At 68.3% G+C, this 21,693-nt stretch carries 18 protein-coding genes; 11 read left to right on the forward strand and 7 right to left on the reverse strand.

The genetic code is table 11. The annotated features are described in order from the left end of the window. Positions 1 to 49 precede the first annotated feature (49 nt). Genes tatC through lnt form a run of 3 tightly spaced genes read left to right on the forward strand, consistent with a single transcriptional unit; the run spans position 50 to position 5,092 of the window. Positions 50 to 883, forward strand: coding sequence for a twin-arginine translocase subunit TatC (tatC, locus tag ABEA39_RS15825; protein WP_345376922.1), 834 nt, complete (start codon positions 50 to 52; stop codon positions 881 to 883). After that, positions 849 to 3,410, forward strand: a complete 2,562-nt coding sequence (locus tag ABEA39_RS15830; RefSeq protein WP_425556986.1) for a DEAD/DEAH box helicase — start codon at positions 849 to 851, stop codon at positions 3,408 to 3,410. The genes tatC and ABEA39_RS15830 overlap by 35 nt, the downstream gene beginning before the upstream one ends. Beyond that, complete coding sequence (lnt, locus tag ABEA39_RS15835) at positions 3,407 to 5,092, forward strand: apolipoprotein N-acyltransferase (RefSeq protein ID WP_345376924.1); 1,686 nt, start codon at positions 3,407 to 3,409, stop codon at positions 5,090 to 5,092. The genes ABEA39_RS15830 and lnt overlap by 4 nt, the downstream gene beginning before the upstream one ends. A gap of 104 nt (positions 5,093 to 5,196) precedes the next feature. Here lnt and ABEA39_RS15840 read toward each other — a convergent pair whose 3' ends face one another. From ABEA39_RS15840 to ABEA39_RS15855, 4 genes are all read right to left on the reverse strand, one after another. After that, on the reverse strand, positions 5,197 to 5,562 hold the full coding sequence (locus ABEA39_RS15840) for an RNA polymerase-binding protein RbpA (protein WP_345376925.1): 366 nt from the start codon (positions 5,560 to 5,562) through the stop codon (positions 5,197 to 5,199). A gap of 141 nt (positions 5,563 to 5,703) precedes the next feature. Continuing rightward, positions 5,704 to 6,498, reverse strand: coding sequence for a glycerophosphodiester phosphodiesterase (locus ABEA39_RS15845; protein ID WP_345376926.1), 795 nt, complete (start codon positions 6,496 to 6,498; stop codon positions 5,704 to 5,706). After that, complete coding sequence (locus tag ABEA39_RS15850; RefSeq protein WP_345376927.1) at positions 6,495 to 7,481, reverse strand: SPFH domain-containing protein; 987 nt, start codon at positions 7,479 to 7,481, stop codon at positions 6,495 to 6,497. Before ABEA39_RS15850 ends, ABEA39_RS15845 begins: the two co-directional genes overlap by 4 nt. After that, positions 7,478 to 7,963: an NfeD family protein gene (locus ABEA39_RS15855; protein WP_345376928.1), complete on the reverse strand. Its 486-nt coding sequence runs from the start codon at positions 7,961 to 7,963 to the stop codon at positions 7,478 to 7,480. Before ABEA39_RS15855 ends, ABEA39_RS15850 begins: the two co-directional genes overlap by 4 nt. 143 nt (positions 7,964 to 8,106) lie before the next feature. Between ABEA39_RS15855 and ABEA39_RS15860 the strand changes: the two genes are divergently transcribed. The 4 genes from ABEA39_RS15860 to ABEA39_RS15875 all read left to right on the forward strand — a co-directional run bounded on the left by ABEA39_RS15860 (position 8,107) and on the right by ABEA39_RS15875 (position 12,722). After that, positions 8,107 to 8,871, forward strand: coding sequence for an SDR family oxidoreductase (locus ABEA39_RS15860; RefSeq protein ID WP_345376929.1), 765 nt, complete (start codon positions 8,107 to 8,109; stop codon positions 8,869 to 8,871). 6 nt (positions 8,872 to 8,877) lie between these two features. Further along, entirely contained in the window at positions 8,878 to 9,333 is a 456-nt protein-coding gene (locus ABEA39_RS15865) for an NUDIX hydrolase (protein WP_345376930.1), read from the forward strand. 20 nt (positions 9,334 to 9,353) lie between these two features. Beyond that, positions 9,354 to 11,360 (forward strand): S9 family peptidase, encoded by a 2,007-nt coding sequence (locus tag ABEA39_RS15870; protein WP_345376931.1) that lies wholly within the window; start codon positions 9,354 to 9,356, stop codon positions 11,358 to 11,360. A gap of 180 nt (positions 11,361 to 11,540) precedes the next feature. Then, positions 11,541 to 12,722 (forward strand): glycosyltransferase family 2 protein, encoded by a 1,182-nt coding sequence (locus ABEA39_RS15875; RefSeq protein WP_345376932.1) that lies wholly within the window; start codon positions 11,541 to 11,543, stop codon positions 12,720 to 12,722. Between the two features lie 24 nt (positions 12,723 to 12,746). On the opposite strand, the gene ABEA39_RS15880 is transcribed toward ABEA39_RS15875, so the two are convergent. Together ABEA39_RS15880 and ABEA39_RS15885 are read right to left on the reverse strand one after the other, a co-directional pair. Then, entirely contained in the window at positions 12,747 to 13,418 is a 672-nt protein-coding gene (locus tag ABEA39_RS15880) for a response regulator transcription factor (RefSeq protein WP_345376933.1), read from the reverse strand. Further along, positions 13,415 to 14,701, reverse strand: a complete 1,287-nt coding sequence (locus ABEA39_RS15885) for a sensor histidine kinase (protein WP_345376934.1) — start codon at positions 14,699 to 14,701, stop codon at positions 13,415 to 13,417. The genes ABEA39_RS15880 and ABEA39_RS15885 overlap by 4 nt, the downstream gene beginning before the upstream one ends. A gap of 210 nt (positions 14,702 to 14,911) precedes the next feature. Between ABEA39_RS15885 and ABEA39_RS15890 the strand changes: the two genes are divergently transcribed. Further along, positions 14,912 to 17,125, forward strand: coding sequence for an acyltransferase family protein (locus tag ABEA39_RS15890; RefSeq protein WP_345376935.1), 2,214 nt, complete (start codon positions 14,912 to 14,914; stop codon positions 17,123 to 17,125). 124 nt (positions 17,126 to 17,249) lie between these two features. Beyond that, positions 17,250 to 18,767: a GH25 family lysozyme gene (locus tag ABEA39_RS15895; protein WP_345376936.1), complete on the forward strand. Its 1,518-nt coding sequence runs from the start codon at positions 17,250 to 17,252 to the stop codon at positions 18,765 to 18,767. 123 nt (positions 18,768 to 18,890) lie between these two features. On the opposite strand, the gene ABEA39_RS15900 is transcribed toward ABEA39_RS15895, so the two are convergent. Beyond that, positions 18,891 to 19,553 (reverse strand): TetR/AcrR family transcriptional regulator, encoded by a 663-nt coding sequence (locus tag ABEA39_RS15900; protein WP_345376937.1) that lies wholly within the window; start codon positions 19,551 to 19,553, stop codon positions 18,891 to 18,893. A gap of 113 nt (positions 19,554 to 19,666) precedes the next feature. On the opposite strand from ABEA39_RS15900, the gene ABEA39_RS15905 reads away from it, so the two are divergent. Together ABEA39_RS15905 and ABEA39_RS15910 are read left to right on the forward strand one after the other, a co-directional pair. Beyond that, positions 19,667 to 20,278, forward strand: coding sequence for an NADPH-dependent F420 reductase (locus tag ABEA39_RS15905; RefSeq protein WP_345376938.1), 612 nt, complete (start codon positions 19,667 to 19,669; stop codon positions 20,276 to 20,278). A 244-nt stretch (positions 20,279 to 20,522) separates the two neighbouring features. After that, positions 20,523 to 21,617 (forward strand): acyltransferase family protein, encoded by a 1,095-nt coding sequence (locus ABEA39_RS15910; protein WP_345376939.1) that lies wholly within the window; start codon positions 20,523 to 20,525, stop codon positions 21,615 to 21,617. The last annotated feature ends 76 nt before the right edge of the window (positions 21,618 to 21,693 follow it).

Below are 21,693 nucleotides of genomic sequence, written 5' to 3' on the forward strand. Positions count from 1 at the left end.
TCTGCCTTGCAGTCGCGAGGAACTCCCGACTTCTCCCTAGGAGGCATCCTTGGCCGCGACAGACCTGGGTGGTGACCGGCAGAGCCAGGCCCCCAAGCCCGCCCGCGACGCGAGCCAGATGTCGCTCGGGTCGCACCTCGTCGAACTCCGCAAGCGCGCCGTCCGGATCGCTCTCGGAATCGTGCTCGGCGCCGTGGCCGGCTGGTTCCTGTCCGACTACGTGCTCGTCGCGCTGAGCGCACCGGTGCAGCAGCTGGCGAACTCGAACCACGAGGCGTCGCTCAACTACGGCGTGGTCACCGGGGCCTTCGACCTCAAGATCACGATCAGCATCACGATCGGCGTCGTCATCTCGAGCCCGGTCTGGCTGTACCAGATCTGGGCGTTCGTGGTCCCGGCCCTCGTGCGCAAGGAGAAGCTCTACGCCCTCGGCTTCCTGCTCACCGCCATCCCGCTCTTCCTGATCGGCTGCGCCGGCGGCTTCTACGTCTTCCCGCACATCGTGCAGGTGATGACGAGCTTCGTCTCCGCCGGCAGTTCGAGCATCATCGACGCCAAGCAGTACTACAGCTTCGTGCTCAAGCTCGTCCTCGCGGTCGGCGTCGCGTTCGTCCTCCCGGTCTTCCTCGTCCTCCTGAACTTCATCGGCGTCGTCTCCGCCGCAGCGATCATCAAGGGCTGGCGCATCGCGATCATCTGCATCGTCGTGTTCTCCGCCCTGGTCACGCCGTCGGCCGACGTCTTCTCGATGGTGCTCCTGGCGATCCCGATGGTGATCCTCTACCTGGTCGCCTGCGTCGTCTCCTGGATCCACGACCGACGCGCCGCGAAGCGCGCCGCAGCCCTCGATGCGGCGCTCGACGCCGAAGTGGCCGGAGAATAGACGGGTGACGAGTAGCGAGCTGTCTCCCGCCGAGCGGTTCGCCGCCTCGAAGATCCGCACCCGAACCCCGCAGCTGCAGGCCTTCCGCTCCCGGCTGACCTTCCCCCTCGACGAGTTCCAGCTCGCCGCGTGCGAGGTCGTCGAGGCCGGGCGAAGCGTTCTGGTCGCCGCCCCCACCGGTGCCGGCAAGACCCTCGTCGCCGAGTTCGCGATCCATCTCGCGATGCAGGATGCACGCGACAAGGTGTTCTACACGGCGCCCATGAAGGCCCTCAGCAACCAGAAATTCCAGGAGCTCGTCGCCGAGTACGGCGCCTCCGAGGTCGGCCTGCTGACCGGCGACACCAACGTCAACTCCCGCGCCCGCATCGTCGTCATGACGACCGAGGTGCTCCGCAACATGCTCTACGCGGGTAGCGACCTGCTGACCGACCTCCGCTACGTCGTGCTCGACGAGGTGCACTTCCTCGGCGACCGGTTCCGCGGCGCCGTGTGGGAGGAAGTGATCATCCACCTGCCCCTCGACGTGCGGATGGTCTCGCTCAGCGCCACCGTCTCGAATGCGGAGGAGTTCGGCGACTGGCTCCAGGCCGTGCGGGGCGAGACGGACGTCATCGTCTCCGAAGAGCGCCCGGTGCCGCTCCAGCAGCACGTGCTCGTCGGCTCCAAGTACCTCGACCTGTTCGACTCCTCCGGTCAGGCCGCGACGAACCGGGTGAACCCCGAAGTGGTCCGCGCCACGTCGCTCCAGCGCCGCTCCGGGGGCCGAGCCGGCGGTGGTCGCCCCGGGACGGGCAGCCACGGCTACTCGAACCGCCGTGGCGGATCCCGCCCTGCGCCGCACCCCCAGGCGGTCCCCGGGCGGATGGACCGCTGGAAGATCGTCGACATGCTCGACGGGCTGAACCTCCTGCCCGCGATCTTCTTCGTCTTCAGTCGCGTCGGCTGCGACCAGGCCGTCCGCCAGGTGCTCCGCTCCGGCGTCCGGCTCACCACCGCCGCCGAACGCGAGGAGATCCGCGAGATCGTCGACGAGCACTGCCGCACGCTCCGCGACGAAGACCTCGCCGTGCTCGGCTACTACGAGTGGCTCGAGGGGCTCGAGCGCGGGGTGGCCGCCCACCACGCGGGCATGCTGCCGGCCTTCAAAGAAGTGGTCGAGATCCTCTTCCAGCGCAAGCTGGTCAAGGCCGTGTTCGCGACCGAGACGTTGGCCCTCGGCATCAACATGCCTGCCCGCTCCGTCGTCCTCGAGAAGCTCGAGAAGTTCAACGGCGAAGCGCGGGTGCCGATCACGCCGGGGGAGTACACGCAGCTGACCGGGCGCGCCGGTCGGCGGGGCATCGACGTCGAGGGCCACTCGGTGATCCAGTGGACCCAGGGCCTCGACCCCCAGGCTGTCGCTGCTCTGGCCTCCCGCCGCACCTACCCGCTCAACTCGAGCTTCCGTCCGACCTACAACATGGCCGTGAACCTCATCGAGCAGTTCGGGCGCTCCCGCACCCGCGAGGTGCTCGAGACGTCGTTCGCGCAGTTCCAGGCCGACCGGGCCGTCGTCGACCTGGCCCGCAAGGTCCGCACGCAGCAGGAGTCGCTCGACGGCTACGCGAAGTCGATGGAGTGCCACCTCGGCGACTTCCGCGAGTACATCCTGCTCCGCCAGGAGATCGCCGACCTCGAGCGCCAGGGCGCCTCACGCGCGGACGTACAGAGTCGTGGCGAACGCGAGCGCCGCCAGGACAAGATCACCGGCCTCCGACGCGAGATGCGGCAGCACCCGTGCCACGCCTGCCCCGAGCGCGAGCAGCACGCCCGCTGGGCCGAGCGCTGGTACAAGCTGAAGAAGCAGACCGACCAGCTCTCGGCGCAGATCCGCAGCCGCACCGGTGCGGTCGCCAAGATCTTCGACCGGGTCACCGACGTCCTCCTCGACCTCGGCTACCTCGTGCCGCGCGACGGCTCCAACAGCGCCGAGGCGGCGACCTACGACTCGTCGAACGTCTCGCGGGTCGCCGAGGTCGACGTGGCCGGACCGGGGCGCACCCTGCGACGCATCTACGGCGACCGCGACCTGCTCGTGGCCGAATGCCTCCGCCGCGGTTCCTGGAACTCCCTCGACGTCCCGTCGCTCGCCGCCATGGCCGCGACCCTCGTCTACGAGCCGCGTCGTGACGAGGGCACCGTCTCCGAGCGCTACCTGCCCCGGGGCGAATACCGGACGGCCCTCGATCGCACCCAGACCATCTGGAGCGAGCTCGACGACCTCGAGCAGGCGCACAAGCTGCCCGGCACCTCGCAGCCGGCTCCCGGCCTGGCCCTCGCCATGCACCGCTGGGCGCGGGGCGCGACCCTCGACTCCGTGCTCGACGACGCCGACCTCGCGGCAGGCGACTTCGTCCGCTGGACCAAGCAGACGATCGACATGCTCGACCAGCTCTCCATCGTGGCCGACTCGCCGGTGGGCACGACGGCGCGGAAGGCGCTCGACGCGGTCCGGCGGGGCATCGTCTCGTACAGCGCGGTATGAGCGGCGTCGACGCCCTGCGCGAGGCCCGGCCCGTGCATCCCCCGCTTCGCAGTGGCCGTTTCGGTTCGGCGGCCACACGGTCGCGCGTGGAGCGGCCCCGCGACTTCCGTCTGCCGCTGTGGGTCGCCCTGGTGGTCGCCGCCTGCGCCGGCCCGATCCTCAATGCGGCCTTTCCGAACCACGACATCTGGCCGCTCGCCTTCCTCGGCGTCGGCCTGTACCTGGTGTCGGTGCTCGGGCGCAGCATCGGCGGAGCGATTCTGGTCGGCTACGTGGGCGGGGCCTCGTTCCTCGTCGTCCACATCGACTGGATCAGCACCTATCTCGGGCCGGTCCCGTGGATCGCGCTCACGCTCTTCGAAGCGCTCTTCTTCTCGGCGGGGGCCGTGGCCCTCACACTGGCGTACCGCTGGGTGCCCCGGGTCTGGCCGGGCGTCTGGGGGAGGCTCGTCCTCCTGCCCGTGGTCGTCTCCGGTCTCTGGGTGGCCCGCGAATACGCCTCGGGCCATTGGCCGTACGGCGGCTTCTCGTGGGGCCGGGTCGCCGAGAGCCAGTCGACCGGCCCGCTCGCCTCCCTGGTGGCCTGGGTCGGCATCTCCGGTCTCAGCTTCCTGATGGTGGGTCTCGTCGCGCTCGTCATCGAACTGGTCCGGTACCAGCCGGTCGTCGGCTCGTGGCGGTTCCTGATCGGTGCGACGGCGATCGTGGCGGTCTTCGCCGTGCCCGCCTGGCCCGCGCAGTCCGCCGGGACCGCGACCATCGCGGCCGCCCAGGGCAACGGCAAGGCCGGGTTCTTCCAGCAGCGCTCGTACGGCGACCTGACCGACGCCCAGGTCAACGCGACCTACAACGGGGTGCAGCCGTCGGCCAAGATCGACATGCTCGTCTGGCCCGAGGGGGCGAGCGATCGCGATCCCACCCGCGACGTCTACGGGCAATACATCTTCAACGTGCTCACGAAGGCGTACAAGGCGCCGCTGGTGTCGGGGGTGATCACGCAGAAGGGGTCGAAGCTCTACAACTCGTCGATCGTCTGGTCCGGCGGCAAGGTCACGGGGCAGTACGACAAGAAGCACCTCGTGCCGTTCGGCGAGTACGTGCCCAACCGGTCGTTCTTCCGCATGCTGGCGCCGTCGCTGGTCGACCTCCTGACCCGCGACCTCACGCCCGGCACCCGCGGCAACGTGCTCGACGTCGGCAGGATCAAGGCCGGCATCTCGATCTGCTTCGACATCGTCGACGACGCCTTGACGACGCAGATGGTTCAGGGCGGAGCACAGGTGATCCTCGCTCAGACCAACAACGCCGACTTCGGCAGGTCGAACGAGAACGCGCAGCAACTGGCCATCGCCCGCCTGCGTGCCATCGAGTCGTCGCGCCCCCTGGTGAACATCTCCACGGTCGGCTCGAGCGCGATCATCGCCGCGGACGGCAGCACGGTGCAGACGATCCCGGCCTACGAGCCGGGGGTCCTGCTGCACACGATCACGCTCGGCAAAGGCATCACGCCGGCCATCGCCGCAAGCGCGGCGATGGAGGGCTTCGTGATGCTGTTCGGGCTCGCGACCCTCGTGTTGGCACGGCTGCTGCTCGTCGGCACCGGGTACGGCGAGGCCGCAAAGGCGAAGCGTGTGTCTCGCCGTGCCCGTCGCCGGGCTCGGCGTCTCGCTCGCGCCGCGTGACGATCGCGCCCCTCCGGCTGGCGACTCCGGGCACGAAAAAAGCGCCGGCCCAGAACCGGCGCTTCTCTGTTCACCACCCGGTGCGGATGATGAGGGGACCGACGTCAGGCGCCGATCTTCTGCTTGCCCTTGCGTGCCCGCAAGAAGTCGAGCCGCTCTTGAAGGAGCTCCTCGAGCTCGGGGCGCGTGCGGCGCTCCAGCAACATGTCCCAGTGGGTCCGGGCGACCTTCTCGGCGCCTCGGTCGATCTCGACCGGCTTGCCGTCGGCGGATAGCAGAAGGCCCTCCTGGCCGCTCTTGGGTGACTGCCAAGATTCAGGGATCTCGGCTTCTGCCGCGAACACGACATCGAACGTGGCTCCGTCAGCCGTCTGATAGACGGCCTTCTTGCGGGGAGAGAACTCCACTCCCTCTTCGCTTTGGAGGCTCTGGCTTCCGAGCCTCATTCCGCGCAAACTGCGATCTGCCATTGTGTGGTCTCCTCTCGCGCTGCAATCTCCCGTTATAACGTCATATCGCCTGCGATTGTTTCCGTTTACGACCATTCCCAGTGCGCACACAGGCGATCCGGAGCATTGAATTCAAAATTCCGGTTTCAGGGATGCACGACTTCAGTGTGCTCCGCCTGACACGATCCCGACCGCGAGATCGGCCCTGTCCGTAATCAGACCGTCGACGCCGAGGGCGAGGAGCCGCCGCATGTCAGCCGGCTCGTTCACGGTCCAGACCTGGACCTCGACGCCGTTCCGGTGAGCCGCGGAGATCAGCGCCGGGGTGACGATGGGCACGCCGCGGAACCGCTCGGGGACCTGCAGGGCGTCCACGTCGGCGAGGGCGGCCCGCTGCACGAACCCGAGGAGGCCGTGGGGGAGTCGCGAGGCCAGAGCCGCCTTGATCACCCCGACCGACGAGGGGGAGGTGGCGACTCCCGGGAGGGCCTCGACGGCGCGCTTGCGCCGAGCGTCGTCGAACGACGTCACGAGCACGCGATCGGTCGCCTTCAGGAGCCGGACCGCGTCGATGGTCGGGACCAGTGCCTCCTCCGCCTTGATGTCGATGTTGAAGAACGCTTCGGGGAAAGCGTCCAGAGCCTCGACGAGAGTCGGGACGCCCTGTTCGCTCGGCAGGCGGATCGCCCGGACCTCCGAGCTCGTCAGAGCCACGATGGGCGTGCCCGAACCGCCGACCCTGGCCAGGTCGGGATCGTGGCTGATGACGGCCACGCCGTCGCGGGTGCCGTGGACGTCCGTCTCGAGGTGCGTGGCACCCGCGTTCAGGGCGGAGAGGAACGCCAGCAGGGTGTTTTCGGGCGCATCCGTCGCGAGCCCCCGATGGGCGATCACCCGGGGCGTCGGCGAGTCGAACCACCGGGTGGCCCGTCGACGCATCGGCGCGCGAGGGCTCAAGCGCCCGGCTCGGACGGGGCGGCGGGAGTCGCGGCGGCCGCAGCGGATGCAGCCGCAGCGGCCGCCTTCGGATCGAACTTCAGGGCGTCGCGTCCGCCGAGGAACCCGGCCGCGACCCCGGAGAGGGCCTCGGTGAACTCGGAGGGGATCATCCACACCTTGCTCGCCTGACCGTCGGCGATCTTCGGCAGGGTCTGGAGGTACTGGTACGCGAGCAGCTTGGGGTCGGCATCGCCGTCGTGAATCGCCTGGAACACCGTGGCGATGGCCTCGGCCTCGCCCTTCGCTCGGAGCACCTGCGCCTGCGCGGACCCCTCGGCTTCGAGGATGCTCGCCTGCCGGGAGCCCTCCGCCTGGAGGATCGCGGCCTGCTTGGTGCCCTCGGCACGGAGGATCTGAGCGCGACGGTCACGCTCGGCACGCATCTGCTGCTCCATGGAGTCCTGGATCGACAGGGGCGGCTCGATGGCCTTGAGCTCGACCCGACCGACGCGGATGCCCCACTTTCCGGTCGCTTCGTCGAGGACGATGCGGAGCTGGCCGTTGATGTTGTCACGGCTGGTGAGGGCCTCTTCGAGGTTGAGGCCACCCACGACGTTTCGGAGCGTCGTGGTGGTGAGCTGCTCGACCGCCCCGAGGTAGTTGGCGATCTCGTAGGTCGCAGCCCGGGCATCCGTGACCTGGAAGTAGACGACGGTGTCGATCGAGACGACCAGGTTGTCCTCGGTGATCACCGGCTGCGGGGGGAACGAGACGACCTGCTCGCGCATGTCGAGCAGCGGCCTCACACGGTCGATGAACGGCACGAGGATGTTCAGCCCCGGGGTCAACGTCTTGTGGTACTTGCCCAGCCGCTCGACCACGCCCGCGGTCGCCTGCGGGATGATCCGGATCGACCGGAACAAGATCACCAGCACGAAGATGATGACGATGATGAGGAAGATGGCGAGCACGATGCCGCCGATGTCCGAACCGGTGATCACGAGACGTTCCTTTCAGCGGGGACGACGACTGCGGTCGACCCCTCGATTGCGGTGACGACGACGGTGGTGCCCGACTCGATCACGCCGGCACCCTCGGGCGCGAGGAGCCGCGCGGTCCACGTCTCGCCGTTGGCGAGCTTCACCTGACCGAGATTGCGCGGACCCGCGCCGTCGACGATCGGCAGGATGACCTCTGCTCGCGTGCCGAGAAGAGCCTCGATGTTGCTGAGGGTGGGATCGCCGCCTCGCTTCAGAGCGCGGAGCATGCGGGGCCGGACGGCGAAGAGCAGCAGGACGGACACGAGCGCGGCGACGAGCACCTGAAGCCAGAACGGACCGCCGAAGGCGGCGGTCAGAAGCCCGGCGACACTGCCGAGCGCCAGCATCAGGAACGTGAACTCGACGGTCGCGACCTCGACGATCACGAAGACCAGGATCAGTGCCAGCCAGAGAACCCATGAATAGGTGAGGAGATCTTCCATGCGTCTCAACCCTCCTTCATTGGTGTGTGTTATTCCACCAAGCTAGCAGCCCGGCCGAAGCGAAGCACCCCCGGTTGGTATCCTCGGGGCTGGTCGTCAGGATCCCCCTTTCCGACGACCGTCTCGACCAGAAGGAGCCATTCGTGTCCAACCCCCTCGCCGCCGGATCCCTCTCGGGCAAGCGCGCCCTCGTCACCGGGTCGTCCCGCGGCATCGGCGCCGACACCGCCGCCTACCTCGCCGAGGCGGGTGCCAAGGTCGTCATCAACTTCCGCAACAAGGAGAAGCGCGCCGTCCAGCTGGTCGACAAGATCCAGCAGGCGGGAGGCGAGGCGCTCGCCATCGGAGCCGACCTCACCGACCCCGCGTCGGTCGCCGAGATGCTCGGCACCGTCTCTCGCGAATGGGGTGGCCTCGACGTCCTCGTCCTCAACGCCTCCGGCGGCATGGAGTCCGGCATGGCCGACGACTACGCCCTGCTGCTCAACCGCGACGCGCAGGTCGACGTCCTCACGCAGGCCCTGCCTCTGCTGGCTCCCGGCTCGCGCGTGGTCTTCGTCACCAGCCACCAGGCGCACTTCATCCACACCACCGAGACGATGCCCGAATACCTTCCCGTGGCCCTGTCGAAGCGAGCCGGCGAGGATGCCCTGCGTGCGCTCGTCCCCGAACTGACCGAGAAGGGCGTCGAGTTCGTCGTGGTCTCGGGCGACATGATCGCCGGCACCATCACGGCGACGCTCCTCGAGCGCTCGAACCCGGGCGCCCTCGAGGCGCGCAAGGAGGCCGCCGGTCGCCTGTACAACGTGTCGGAGTTCGCCGCCGAGGTGGCTTCGGCAGCCGTCGACCCGATCCCCGCCGACCACACGCGGTACGTCGGCGACGTGTCCGGCTTCGCGGCGGTCTGACCTTCCATGGCCGAGCGGATCCTCCGCCGCACGTCGCGGCTCCTGGTCGTCGATCCCGACGACCGCGTCCTCCTCATGCTGACGAAGGCACCCGACTCCAGCGGGTCCTCCCGCTGGATCACGCCCGGCGGGGGAGTGGACCCCGGAGAGGACCACGTCCAGGCCGCCGTCCGCGAGCTGCACGAGGAGACCGGGCAGGTTATCTCCGATCCCGGCCCGGTCGTCTACGTCGAGGACTTCGAGGTGCCGTGGGATCGCGCGGACCACACGCACGGCCATGCCGAGTTCTTCGTCGTCCGTCTCCCGCATTTCGAGATCGTCGACGACGAATGGACCGACGACGAGCGCGTCGACATCCTGGCGTCCCGCTGGTGGAGCCTCGCCGAACTGGAGGCGACCGACGAACCGCTCGAGCCGGCGGCACTCCTGCCGTTGCTGCGAGAACAGCTCGCTCGTCCGTAGCGGCGAATAGGGTGGAGGGGATGAAGCCCACAGACATCTCCCTCCTCCAGTCCGTCTCGCATCCCACCGTCTCGCCCGACGGATCCCGCGTCGTCTTCGCCGTCTCCCGGCCCGACCTCGGCGCCGACACCTCCGTCGGGCAGCTCTGGCAGGTGCCGAGCGACGGGTCGGCCCCGGCACGCCGGCTGACCCGCGGCTTCCACGACGCCGCTCCGAGCTTCTCGCCCGACGGCAGCCTGCTGGCGTTCCTCCGCTCGACGGCCGACGGCGCCCCGCAGCTGCACGTGATCGACGCGGTCGGCGGCGAGCCCGTCGCCGTGACCGACCAGAAGCTCGGCGTGTCCGAGTTCTCCTGGTCGCCCGACGGCCGCCGCATCGTCTTCGTGTCGCGCGTGCCCGAACACGGCCGCTACGGCACCGTCGAGGGCGTCGGCGCCTCCGCCGAGCCCGCGCGTCTCATCACCACCACGCGCTACCTCGCCAACGGCCTCGGCTACACGACCGACCGCCGCGCGCAGATCTTCGTCGCCGACGTCCCCGACGTGTTCGGCGAACCCTTCGTCAAGACGGTCCCATCGATCGACGACGAGAGCGACGGCGACAAGGAGGCGCGGGGCGAGGTGCCCACGCCGGTGCAGGTCACGAGCGACGACGCCGACCACGCGCATCCCCGGTTCACGCCCGACAATCGCGCCGTGACCTTCGTCGCAGCCCTCCACGCCGGTCGCGACACCGACCTGCGCTCGAGCGCCTGGGCCGTGGGGATCTCGGCCGACGGGGCGTTCACGACCACGACCGAGATCCTCGGCGGCGACCTCGGCGTCGACGACGTCGTGGCGACCGAGTCGGGCACGACCTTCGTTCTCGCCTCGGACCTCGGCGCCTCCGGCCGCGACTTCGTCGGCACGAACGCGGCGCTGTACGCCCTCACCGAGGCGGGTGCCGAGCCTCGACGGCTGACCGATCCGGAGACCGTCGACCTCGGCGCCTCCGCGCTCGTGCCCATCGACGACGACGCCGTGCTCGTCGTCGACACCACCCGGGGCACCGTCCAGCTCCTCCGCGTCGATTCGCAAGGCACCGTCACCCGCCTCACCGACGGTCCGGTCGAGGTCTCCGGCTACGCCACCGCCGCCGGCACGACGGCCGTGAGCCTCGCCACGCCCGAGTCGGCCGGCGACGTCGCCGTCGTGCGCGACGGCGGGCTCGACACCCTCACCGACTTCTCCGCCGCTCTCCGCTTGGCCGGAACGGCAGCCGCTCCCGAGCTGGTCGTGACCGCCCGCGACGGATCTCCCGTCCACGGCTGGGTCCTGACGCCCGAGGGGGAGGGGCCGCACCCGACGCTCCTGGTGATCCACGGCGGGCCGTACTCGCAGTACACGGGCTCGCTCTTCGACGAGGCGCAGGTCTACGTCGGCGCGGGCTACGGCGTCGTGATGTGCAACCCGCGGGGCGCGGCCGGCTACGGGCAGAGCTTCGGCCGGTCCATCAAGGAGGCCATGGGCACCGTCGACATGGACGACGTGCTCGACTTCCTCGACGGCGCCCTCGCCGAGAACTCCCGCCTGGACGCGTCCCGCGTCGGCATCATGGGCGGCTCGTACGGTGGCTACCTCACGGCGTGGACGATCGCGCACGAGCACCGCTTCGCCGGCGCCATCGTCGAGCGCGGCTTCCTCGACCCCGAGTTCTTCATCGGCGTCTCCGACATCGGCACCTACTTCAGCGAGGAGTACGCCTCCTCCGATCCGGCGAAGATGGCCGAGCAGAGCCCGCAGGCGTTCGTCTCGCAGGTGACGACGCCGACCTTCGTCATCCACTCCGAAGACGATCTCCGCTGCCCGCTCTCGCAGGCACAGCGCTACCACCTCGGGCTCGTCCGCGCGGGCGTCGACACGAAGATGCTGGTCTTCCCCGGCGAGAACCACGAACTCAGCCGCAGCGGTCGACCCCGCCACCGGGTGCAGCGATTCGAGGCGATCCTCGACTGGTGGAGCCAGTACCTGCCCGTCGAAGCGGCGTGACGGGGCGGCCGAGCACCTCGCTCCTGTGCTCGGCCGGGTCCTTGGGCGTGGCTACTCGACCTCCGGTCTCATCACATGTGTTGAGGCCGCATTTGGGCCGGTCGGCCGATTCGCCGGGTGAGGTCGTCTCCGTAGGCTGAGCAAGCCCGAGCACGACCGTCCCAGTCAAGGAGAACGCACGTGGAACTCACCGTCGTCATCCCCACCTTCAACGAAGCCCCCAACGTCGAGGAGCTGGTCCGACGGATCGAAGCCGCTACGCAGGGCGTCGATGCCGAGATCCTGTTCGTGGACGACTCGAAGGACGACACCCCCGACGTCATCCGGGCGACGGCCACCAAGCACGAGATCCCCGTTCGCCTGATCCACCGCGAGACCCCGGTCGGCGGTCTCTCCGGCGCAGTCATCGAGGGCCTGACGGCCGGCCTCGGCGACATCTCCGTCGTCATGGACGGCGATCTGCAGCACCGACCCGAGACGATCCCCTCGATGCTCGAAGCGGCCCGTGCGACGGGTGCCGACATCGTCGTGGCCTCGCGCCGTGTCGAGGGCGGCTCGAGCGACGGCCTGTCCAACGGCCTCCGTCGCGCCGTCTCCAAAGGGTCGATCAAGCTCACCAAGGCCCTCTTCCCCGGCAAGCTCAACGGCACGACCGACCCGATGTCGGGCTTTTTCGCAGTCCGCCGCGACACGGTCGACCTGTCCGACCTCCGCCCTCGCGGCTTCAAGATCCTGCTGGAGATCCTCGCCCGCAAGCAGCACGAGGTCGTCGAGGTCCCGCTGGTGTTCGAAGCGCGACAGGCCGGCACGTCCAAGGCCGACATGAAGCAGGGTTTCGCGCTCCTCCGTCAGCTCTTCGACCTCCGCATCAGCAAGATCTCCGGTTTCGCGGCGATCGGGGCCTTCGGCGCCGTCGCCAACCTGGTCATCCTGGCAGTCCTGACCCACTGGGTCGGCATGGCGAACCTGCCTGCGGCCGTCATCGCGGGGGCCGTGACCATCCTCAGCAACTTCCTCCTCCAGGAGAAGTTCGTGTTCCACGACCGCATGGCGGGCGGGCGCAGCACCTGGATGCGCTTCGTGCACTCGGCCGGCTTCAACGTCGTCGAGACGGCGATTCGCACCGCCGTGCTCTGGCTCGTGACGAAAGACACCGACTTCAACGTCGTCTACGTCCAGGCGGCCCTGCTCGTCGTCGGCTTCGGTCTCCGCTTCGCCTACCACTCGATCGTCGTCTACAAGCAGATCGACACCGAGACAGAGGAGACCGGCACCGCCGTCCCCGTCTCGACTGCAACCGCGTTCGAGGCCGTCGAGGCCGAGCGTGCCGGGATCGCCGCCGAGAAGCTGCCGGTCGCCTAGCTCCCTCCACTCGATTCGGGCTGGTCACTCCTCCGGGGTGACCAGCCCGTTCTCGTAGGCGTAGATGACCAGCTGGACGCGGTCGCGCAGCTCCAGCTTTCCGAGGATGCGACTCACGTGCGACTTGACCGTGGCGTCGCTGACGTGGCGTTCGAGCGCGATCTCGTTGTTGCTGAGGCCTCCCACGATGAGCGAGAAGATGTCGCGCTCCCTCGTGGTCAGTTCGGCGAGGGCATCCGTGTCGATCCGGGTCGTCTTCCGCGCGAAGCGCTCGACGAGCCCCGTCATGACCGACGGGGCGATGACCGCCGAGCCCGAGTGGACCGTGCGGATCGATGCGAGCAGGAACTCCGGGTCGGCGTTCTTGAGCAGGAAGCCGCTGGCCCCCGCCTGGATCGCCTTGAACGTCTTGTCGTTGAGCTCGAACGTGGTGAGGACCACGACGCGCGTCTGTCGGCCGTCGGCCGGGGGAGCGGAGGCGAGGATGCGCGTGGTCGCCTCGACCCCGTCGACGCCGGGCATCTCCACGTCCATCAGGATGAGGTCCACTGGCCGCTCGCCCGCGGAGTGGATGGCCTCGGCGCCGTCGGACGCCTCCCAGACGACCTCGATGTCGTCCTGCGAGTCGAGGATCATCCGGATGCCGGCGCGGAACAGGGGCTGATCGTCCGCGAGTCCGACGCGGATGGCGCTCACGAGGAGACCTCGGGGCGCGAGGAGTGGCCTGACATGGGGGAGTGGTCTCCAGGAAGTTGTCCGTAGGGGATGGCGGCTCGGATCTCGTAGCCGGTCGGGCCATCCGTGCGGAAACCGGCCTCGACCGTGCCGCCCAGCAGGCGGACGCGCTCGATCATGCCCGCCACACCGTAGCCGCTGCCGGCGCCGCGGCCCTGCGCGGAGCCTGTGTGCGGCGTCGGCGTCCTCGGGGCGATGAGACGCCGCCCGTCGGCCTCGCTCGTCAGGGTGTGGAGATCGACGGCGTCGCCCCGCCAGGAGAGCCAGAGGTCGATCTTCGTCCCGGGGCCGCCGTGCTTCAGGGCGTTGGTCAGCGCCTCTTGGAGAACGCGGTAGACGGCGAGGTCGGCCGAGGTCGGCAGTCCGACGCGGTCACCCGTCTCGTTGAGCGCCACGGTCAACCCGGACGACGCCATGTTCTCGACGAGCCCTTCGAGATCCGCCACCCCGGGGGATCCCTCGTGGGCGTCGCTCGACTGGAGGACGGCGAGAAGAGCGCTGACGTCGTCGAGTGCATCGCGCGCGGACCGGTTGATGACCGCGAGGGCATCCGCCGCCGCCGCCGGATTCTTGGCGATCGCGTACCGAGCCCCATCGGATTGTGCGATGACGACGGCGAGGGAATGCCCGATCGCATCGTGCATCTCTCTCGTGATGCGCATCCGCTCGGTCTCCTGGGCGACGCGCAACTCGGCACGAAGACGTTCCCGGTCGCTTTCGAGGCGGACGAGTCGCTCGCTGGCGAAGGCCCGGCGCACACGGGTCACGGCACCGAAGAGCCAGAAGAGCATCAGGGCCGCTGCCACGACGCCGGTCACTCCGAGGAAGTAGATGATCCGCGTCAGGCTCTCTTCGGTGCCGTGATGGCCGGCCGGGAGGAAGTCGCCGGTGATCAGGACGAGCTTGACGCCGGCGATGAGGCCGCCGCCGATACTGGAGGCCAGGCCGAGCCTCCGCACCGTCGGGCTCTGAGAGAGGCTCGTGGCCGCGATGACCACCACGATGAGGACGTTGCCGTTGATGAACGACGGCAGGATGACGAGCTGAGTGACGGCGCCGATCCAGGCGATGGTCAGGGCCAGGCCCGGAGCCCGCCGGAATGCGACCGCCAGAGCGTAGATCGCATCGACGGCGATGGTCGACGGCCCGGTACGCGTGACGTCGAGTCCGGCGAAGAAGACGAAGCCGATGACGGCCGCGAGCACGTCGAAGACCACGGGGCGTCGCTCGATCCAGGTCCACACGCGGACAACGCTATCCCGAACCAGTTCCACAGCCCGAGCTCGAGCGAGTTATCCACAGCCTGCTGGCTTGCGCACGTTGCAGTGATGTGAACATGTAGTATGCCTTCTACATGCCTGGGTGATGAATCACCTTGTGGCGACCGATGCCCTCCCTGGAGTTCGAGGAGTCCCGACGAAGTGACCGCGAGCCCCCCGACCCCGAAGGCCGCCATGCCTACACCTCCAGAGGCCTCGCTCGCACTCACCGTGCCTCCTCGCCTGTCGCGCCTGCGCTCCGACATCCAGGGTCTGCGGGCATTCGCCGTCGGCGCCGTCGTCGCCGACCACGCCTTCGGATGGCCCGTGGGCGGCTTCCTGGGTGTCGACGTCTTCTTCGTGCTGTCCGGGTTCCTCATCACGAGGCTTCTGCTGCGAGAGGTCGAGCAGACGGGGAAGATCAGCATCCGCAACTTCTACGCGCGTCGCGCTCGACGAATTCTGCCGTTGGCCGTCGTCACGGTGCTCGTCGTGATGCTCTGCTCCAGCCTGATCTTTCCTCGAGCTCGCCTGACATCGGTCGCGATCGACGCGGCCTGGGCAGCCGGCTTCGGCCTCAACATCCGCTTGGGGCAGATCGGCACCGACTATTTCGCGAGCCAGGGTCCCATGTCGCCCCTCCAGCATTTCTGGTCGCTGTCCGTCGAAGAGCAGTTCTACTTCGTCTGGCCCCTCGGGCTGTTCGCCGTCACTGCCGCAGTGTCTCGGATCGGGCGCCGAGCCGTCACCGTGATCCTCTCGACGGTCATGACGATGGCCGTCATCGCCTCCTTCCTGGTGTCCCTGCACCTCGCCGCGACCGAGCCGACCGTCGCCTACTTCGCCACGCCCTCTCGGGTCTGGCAGTTGGGCTTCGGAGCACTCCTGGCCCTCGGCGAACCCCTGCTCGAACGGATTCCCGGCGCCGTGTCCCACGTCCTGCGATGGCTCGGCCTGTTCGTCCTCGTGGCCGGCATCGCCACCATCGATTCGTCGAACGTCCTTCCGGCCCCCTGGGCGGCACTTCCGGTTCTCGGCAAGGGGCTCGTCATCGTTGCCGGGTGCGGGCGCCACCGCTGGTGGTGCGCCCCGCTGACCAACCCCATCGCCCTCTACCTCGGCACCGTCTCGTATTCGATCTACCTCTGGCACTTCCCGGCCCTCATCCTCGGCTCTGCCGCTCTCGGCTCGTCAAACCCCGTGCAGACGACCCTCATACTGGCGGCAGCTTTCGGAGTCGCGATCTGCACACACCATCTGGTCGAGAAGCCGCTCATGCACTCACCCTGGTTGACGCCGCGGGCCGACCCGACACGGCCGAGGCATCCCTGGCGCGCCTGGCTCGGGGAGGTGGGGCCCGAGGTCAAGCACACCGGTATCGCGACGCTGGCCGCGACCACGGCGCTGATCACCGTATTGGCCCTGATCCCTGCACGAACTCCTACGAGCATCCCCGTCTCCGGCTCGTCCTCCGCGGCGGGAAAGCCCTCGAGCGCCGCGCCGGTGGAGGCCGGAGCGACCCCGAGCGGGGGAGAAGGAGCACCGGCAGCCGCGGGTCCCGCCGTCGCCGCCCTCCAAGGCGAGATCCACGCGGCCCTGGAAGCGAGCGCCTGGCCGACCGACCTCGAGCCGAGCATCGATGCAGTACTCGACGGCACCCGCGAGGGCAGTCCGCATCTGGCGTGCGGCGCCAGCGATACCAACGGCCGAACCCAGCAGCAGTGCAGCTGGGGTCCGCGAAGTGCCGCGAAGCGGGTGGTTCTCGTCGGAGACTCCACCGCGGTGCACTACCTCGAAGGGCTCATCGGAGTGGTAGAGGCCGAAGGTTCGACGTGGCGACTGGAGAACCGGGCGATGTTCGCCTGCCCGTTCCTCGATCTCGAGGTCCAGGCGGGTTCGGCCGACACCATCGAGAAGTGCAAGGCCCACAACCAAGCGACGCTCGACTACATCGCGAGCACCAAACCCGACCTGGTCCTCGTCACGAACTCCTATCAGGATTTCAAAGACAACGCCACGAACCGTCGAGCGACGCAAGACGCCTGGACCGCCGCGCTGACGACCTACGTCGACCGCGCCGCGGCATCCGGTGCACGACTGGCTGCGCTCACGTCGCCACCCGACAGTGCCGACATCGCCGCCTGCTACACGAAGACGAGTACGCCGAACGACTGCGTGACGAGAACCCAGTCGCTGTGGAAGACGCGAGCAACCGCCGACCGTCAGACCATCGAGGCCAAATCGGGCACGTTCGTCGACGCTCGTCCAACGCTCTGTCTCGACGACCTGTGCCCGGCCTTCGTCGGAACGGTTCCCGTCAAACTCGACAGATTCCATCTGACGGCGACCTACAGCAAGAAGATCACGCCGGCTCTGCGCGAACTCCTGACGACAGCCGGGGCACTCTAGGGTGTACCGCTTGCGGGAGGATCTCGAGTCGGCAACCATGCCGGTCGGCCCCGTTCCGTCCGGAGCCATGGATAGGATCGTCGGGTTGGCCGGACTACGGAGTTCCGGCAGGATCGGGGACGACATGAGCGGGATTCGATTCGGACGAACCGTATTGACCGGAGTCGCCCTCGTCGTCGCCTGCGCTGCGGGCTTCGGGGGAGTGACCGCGGCGAACGCCGAGACGCCGAGCCTCGTCCCGTCGGCGCCCACGGCTGTGCCCGCAGCGATGCCCGCCGTCGTCCCGCCGGGCGTCCTTCAAGGCAATGACGTCAGCTACGCGCAGGGAACGGTCGATTGGAAATCCGTCGCCGCAGCCGGCGCGAGCTTCAGCTACGTCAAAGCGACTCAGGGCACCTATGCCGCGAACGACAGCTCGGTCTTCGCGCCGCAGTACAGCGGCGCTCGAGGAGCCGGTCTGATTCGCGGCGCCTATCATTTCGCCGATCCTCTCGCTTCCGACGGAACGACGCAGGCCGCCTACTTCTTGCAGCGAGGCGGTCGCTGGAGCCCGGACTCGACGACGCTCCCTCCGATGCTCGACCTCGAGAACAGCACGAACAACGGCGACTGCTTCGGGCTGACCCCCGGCGCCATGGTCAAGTGGATCTCCGACTTCTCGAACACCATGCTGGCGGTCAACGGCGTCCGTCCCGTCATCTATGTGACGCCCGCCTGGTGGATCGAGTGCACCGGCAACAGCACCGCGTTCACGAGCAACCCGCTGTTCCTCGTCAACTGGACCACCGCATCCGACCCCGGGCCCCTTCCCGGTGGGTGGACGCACTGGACCTTCTGGCAGCACGCCGCGAGCGGGACCTTCCCGGGCGACCAGGACTACTTCAACGGAACAGTGGCTTCGCTGACCGCTCTCGCCTCCGGGGGAGTCGGAGCCCCCAGTGTCGGGGCAGACGGTTCGACATCGCGGAACACCTGGTCGGGCGCCACGACCGTGTACTCCGGCTCGAGCATCTCGTCGAACAACGGCCAGTACCGATTGACTCTCCAGGGGGATGGCAACCTGGTCGCCTACGGCAACGGCAGTGCCACCTGGAACACGAGCACCTCGGGCAACCCGGGCGCGTTCCTCCGCCTCCAGGGCGACGGCAACGCCGTTCTCTACTCATCCTCCGGGGCCGTGCTCTGGAACTCGGGAGCGGTCGGAATCGCCGGCGCGTCCCTGCTCTCCATCGGCAACGACGGCGACATCGTGAACCGCTCGGCTCCCTCCGGAGCCGTCACGTGGCGTGCAGGAGCCCCCGGGTCCAACACCCTGCAGGCGGGTGCGTCTCTCGTGGCAGGCGACTACCTCCACACGCCCTCCGGCACGGACGTCCTCGTGCTCCAACCGGACGGCAACCTCGTCCTCTACGTGAACGGCGTGGCCCGGTGGAACTCGGGCGCGAGCGGCAATTCGAACAGTCGTCTCGTCCTACAGGGAGACGGCAACCTCGTCCTCTACAGCAGCTCGGGTGCTGCACTGTGGTTCACCGGCACGGACGGCAACGGCGCCGGAGCCCACTTGGCTCTGCAGACCGACGGTAACCTCGTCCTCTACAGTGCCTCGGGTCGAGCGCTCTGGAACACCGGGCCGCACGCCTGAATCGTCGCGTGGTGCATCCCACGTTGCGGGCCTCGCCATATCGAACTTCCGAGATCGTGTAATGCGCCGATAATGCACATTATGTCAAGTAATCGATAATCGCCCCTCTCGGAGGCGTAGAGCTCAGTCCCCTTCGTTGAGCTGGACCATGGCGCGATAAAGCTGTTCTTGAGACATGGGCGGCTCGGGAAGCGCGTGCGCCGCCTCGGCCCGGTAGGCGTCGAGCATCAGGTGGAGGTAGCGCCGCCAAGCACCCGGCGCGGTCGCGCGGGTGGCATCGATCATCCGACCGTTCGACCAGATCAGGTTGACGATGTCGGCGAGCGCGATGTCGTCCCGGACCCGGCCCGCTCGTTGAGCGCGCGCGAGCACCTGGTCGATCTGGCGACAGAGCAGGTCGTGGATGCGCTCGGTCTCGGCATTGCCGGGAAAACGGCGCGACAGGAAGTCGTTGAACCCCCGATCCCCCGCCTGGACGCGAAACAGGTTCTCGAGATAGGAGACGAAGCCCTCCCAGGGGTCGTCCACCGCGAGGGCCTCCCCTGCGCCGTCGAGGAACTCCTGGAGTCGGGGCTCGAAGGCGGCGACGAGCAGATCCAGGCGGCTCGGGAAATGCCGGTACAGCGTTCCGATCGAGACGCCGGCACCTCGCGCGATCTTCTCCAGAGACGCGTCGGCGCCCCGGACGGCGAACTCGAGCTGCGCCGCTTCGATCAGCCTCTCGTGGCTCCTCACAGCGTCTCGGCGCCGAGGAACGGGCCTGGACTCGACGTCGCTCGTGATCATTTCGTCAACCTACCGGGAAGTCGACGGGAATAGAAGGAGGTACCCCTCCGGTTGTCGTTCTCGAAACGGAGGGTAGCCTCCTTTTCGCCCTCACTCAGGAGAAAGAAGACCCCATGACCACCATCAGCATCATCGGCTCCGGGAACATGGCCGATGCCATCGGCACCCGGGCAGCGAAGCACGGCCACACCGTGGAGATCATCAGTCGCAATCCCGCCAAGGCCGAGGCTCTCGCGCAGCGGATCGGCGGCCGCGCCTCGGTGGGCACATTCGGCTCACGGCCGGCGGGCGAGATCGTCATCGTCGCCGTCCTCTTCGCCGGAGCGGCGGACGCGGTCGCACAGTTCGGCGAGTCGTTGGCGGGCAAGACCCTCGTCGACATCAGCAATCCCTTCAACGACGATGCAAGTGGCGTCGTGACCACCCCCGGCGACTCCGTCTCGGAGCGGATCGCGAAGGTCGCTCCGGAGAGCGCCCACGTCGTGAAGGCCTTCAACACCATCTTCGGAGGGGTCATAGCGCGGGACGAGCCCCTCGACGTGTTCTTCGCCGGAGACGACGTGGCGGCGAAGGCCGAGTTCGCGGCCCTTCTGAGCAGCATGGGAATGCGGCCACTCGACGCCGGAGGCCTCGGCGCAGCCCACGCTCTCGAATGGGCCGGGATCCTCCTGATGGGCTTGGCGAACAACGGCGCCGGCTTCGGCAGTGCCCTGGGAGTGAAGTGACGATGGGAAAGCTCGAGGGCGAGCTCGCCATGGTCGGCGAGGCCACGAGCGCGAGCGTGTTGACATTCGAACAGGTCCCCTCCCCGTGATGGAATAGGTCGCCTGAGCGTCACAACCGCGTCCGGGGTGCACCCCGAACGTACAGGTCGCTCTTAGCCCGGAGGCATTGCATACACGAATGGTCGCAACCGACATCCAGCAACCCCCCGCGAAAACGCGCTCGGCAAGCTCCCGAGTCGCGTCCTTGGACGGCATCCGTGCCCTCGCAATCCTCGCAGTCATCCTGTACCACCTCGGATTCGCCGGATGGAGCGGCGGATTCATCGGGGTGAACGTCTTCTTCGTGCTCTCCGGTTACCTCATCACGTCCCTCCTCCTGAAGGAGCAGATGCAGACCGGGTCGATCCACCTCGGCCGGTTCTGGTTCCGCCGGGTCCTCCGGCTGTACCCGACCCTGATCGGCGTCGTGATCGTCGGCGCGTCGCTGTGGTTCCTCGTCCGCAGCGACGGTGCCAGCCTCCGTCTCGACGCGGGCGGTGCCGCTCTGATCGCGCTGACCTACACCGGCAACATCGCGCGCGCCTTCGGCCACCTCTCCCAGGGCGTGTTCGCCCCGACCTGGAGCCTCGCGATGGAGGAGCAGTTCTACCTCCTCTGGCCGCCGGCGCTTCTTCTTCTCCTCTCCAAGGGGCTTCGCCGCCGCACGATCGCCTGGGCTCTGGCGGTCCTCGTCGTCGCGTTCTCCGTCACCTCCGGCCTGCTCTTCGTTCCGCCGAACCCCGGCGCGACCCCGGACATCTACTTCAACCCGATCTCGAGCGCTGCTCCCCTGCTCCTCGGTGCCGTGCTCGCCCTGACGTTGACGCACGAGCGGGCTCGCAGCTTCTTCGCCGGCGTCTGGGGCCGCGTCGCGATCTGGCTCGGGTTCGTCGGAATCGTCGGGCTCATGGTGCAGATCACGATCGAAGACAACTGGCAGCAAGAGGCCCACGTGTTCGGCCTCACTCTCCCCGCCGTGGCCCTCGCGACGGCCTTCCTCGTGGCCGGGCTCGTCTCGCGTCCCTCGGTCCTCGGCTCGGTCCTCTCCTGGAAGCCCCTGTCCTGGTTCGGCCGGAACGTCTCGTACTCCCTCTACCTCTGGCACATGCTCGTCATCGCGCTGCTCGAACCCTTCGTCTCGGGATTCCTCGGACAGCTCGTCCTCGTCGCGGCCTCGATCGCAGTGGCGATCGGCAGCCACTACGCCATCGAGCGACCGTTCCTCAAGGTCAAAGCGCGGTTCGAGCCGGCCTCGTGGTCGGCCCCGGCGAAGCGGGAACGCGAGCTGGCGAAGGCCTGACCGGACCGAGCCCCCGCGGGCAGGTCGCCCGAGCGGGACCTCTAAGATCGTCAGGTACCGCCGAAGGCGGCGTCGC

This window comes from Frondihabitans cladoniiphilus (assembly GCF_039544345.1).
Lineage (GTDB): Bacteria > Actinomycetota > Actinomycetes > Actinomycetales > Microbacteriaceae > Frondihabitans > Frondihabitans cladoniiphilus.

Bases quoted from the DNA above. Each gene is read 5' to 3' on its own strand.
- ABEA39_RS15895 (WP_345376936.1), top strand. From the start codon at position 17,250: ATGAGCGGGATTCGATTCGGACGAACCGTATTGACCGGAGTCGCCCTC.
- ABEA39_RS15905 (WP_345376938.1), top strand. From the start codon at position 19,667: ATGACCACCATCAGCATCATCGGCTCCGGGAACATGGCCGATGCCATC.
- ABEA39_RS15870 (WP_345376931.1), top strand. From the start codon at position 9,354: ATGAAGCCCACAGACATCTCCCTCCTCCAGTCCGTCTCGCATCCCACC.
- lnt (WP_345376924.1), top strand. From the start codon at position 3,407: ATGAGCGGCGTCGACGCCCTGCGCGAGGCCCGGCCCGTGCATCCCCCG.
- ABEA39_RS15890 (WP_345376935.1), top strand. From the start codon at position 14,912: ATGCCTACACCTCCAGAGGCCTCGCTCGCACTCACCGTGCCTCCTCGC.
- ABEA39_RS15840 (WP_345376925.1), bottom strand. From the start codon at position 5,562: ATGGCAGATCGCAGTTTGCGCGGAATGAGGCTCGGAAGCCAGAGCCTC.
- ABEA39_RS15900 (WP_345376937.1), bottom strand. From the start codon at position 19,553: ATGATCACGAGCGACGTCGAGTCCAGGCCCGTTCCTCGGCGCCGAGAC.
- ABEA39_RS15855 (WP_345376928.1), bottom strand. From the start codon at position 7,963: ATGGAAGATCTCCTCACCTATTCATGGGTTCTCTGGCTGGCACTGATC.
- ABEA39_RS15830 (WP_425556986.1), top strand. From the start codon at position 849: ATGCGGCGCTCGACGCCGAAGTGGCCGGAGAATAGACGGGTGACGAGT.
- ABEA39_RS15865 (WP_345376930.1), top strand. From the start codon at position 8,878: ATGGCCGAGCGGATCCTCCGCCGCACGTCGCGGCTCCTGGTCGTCGAT.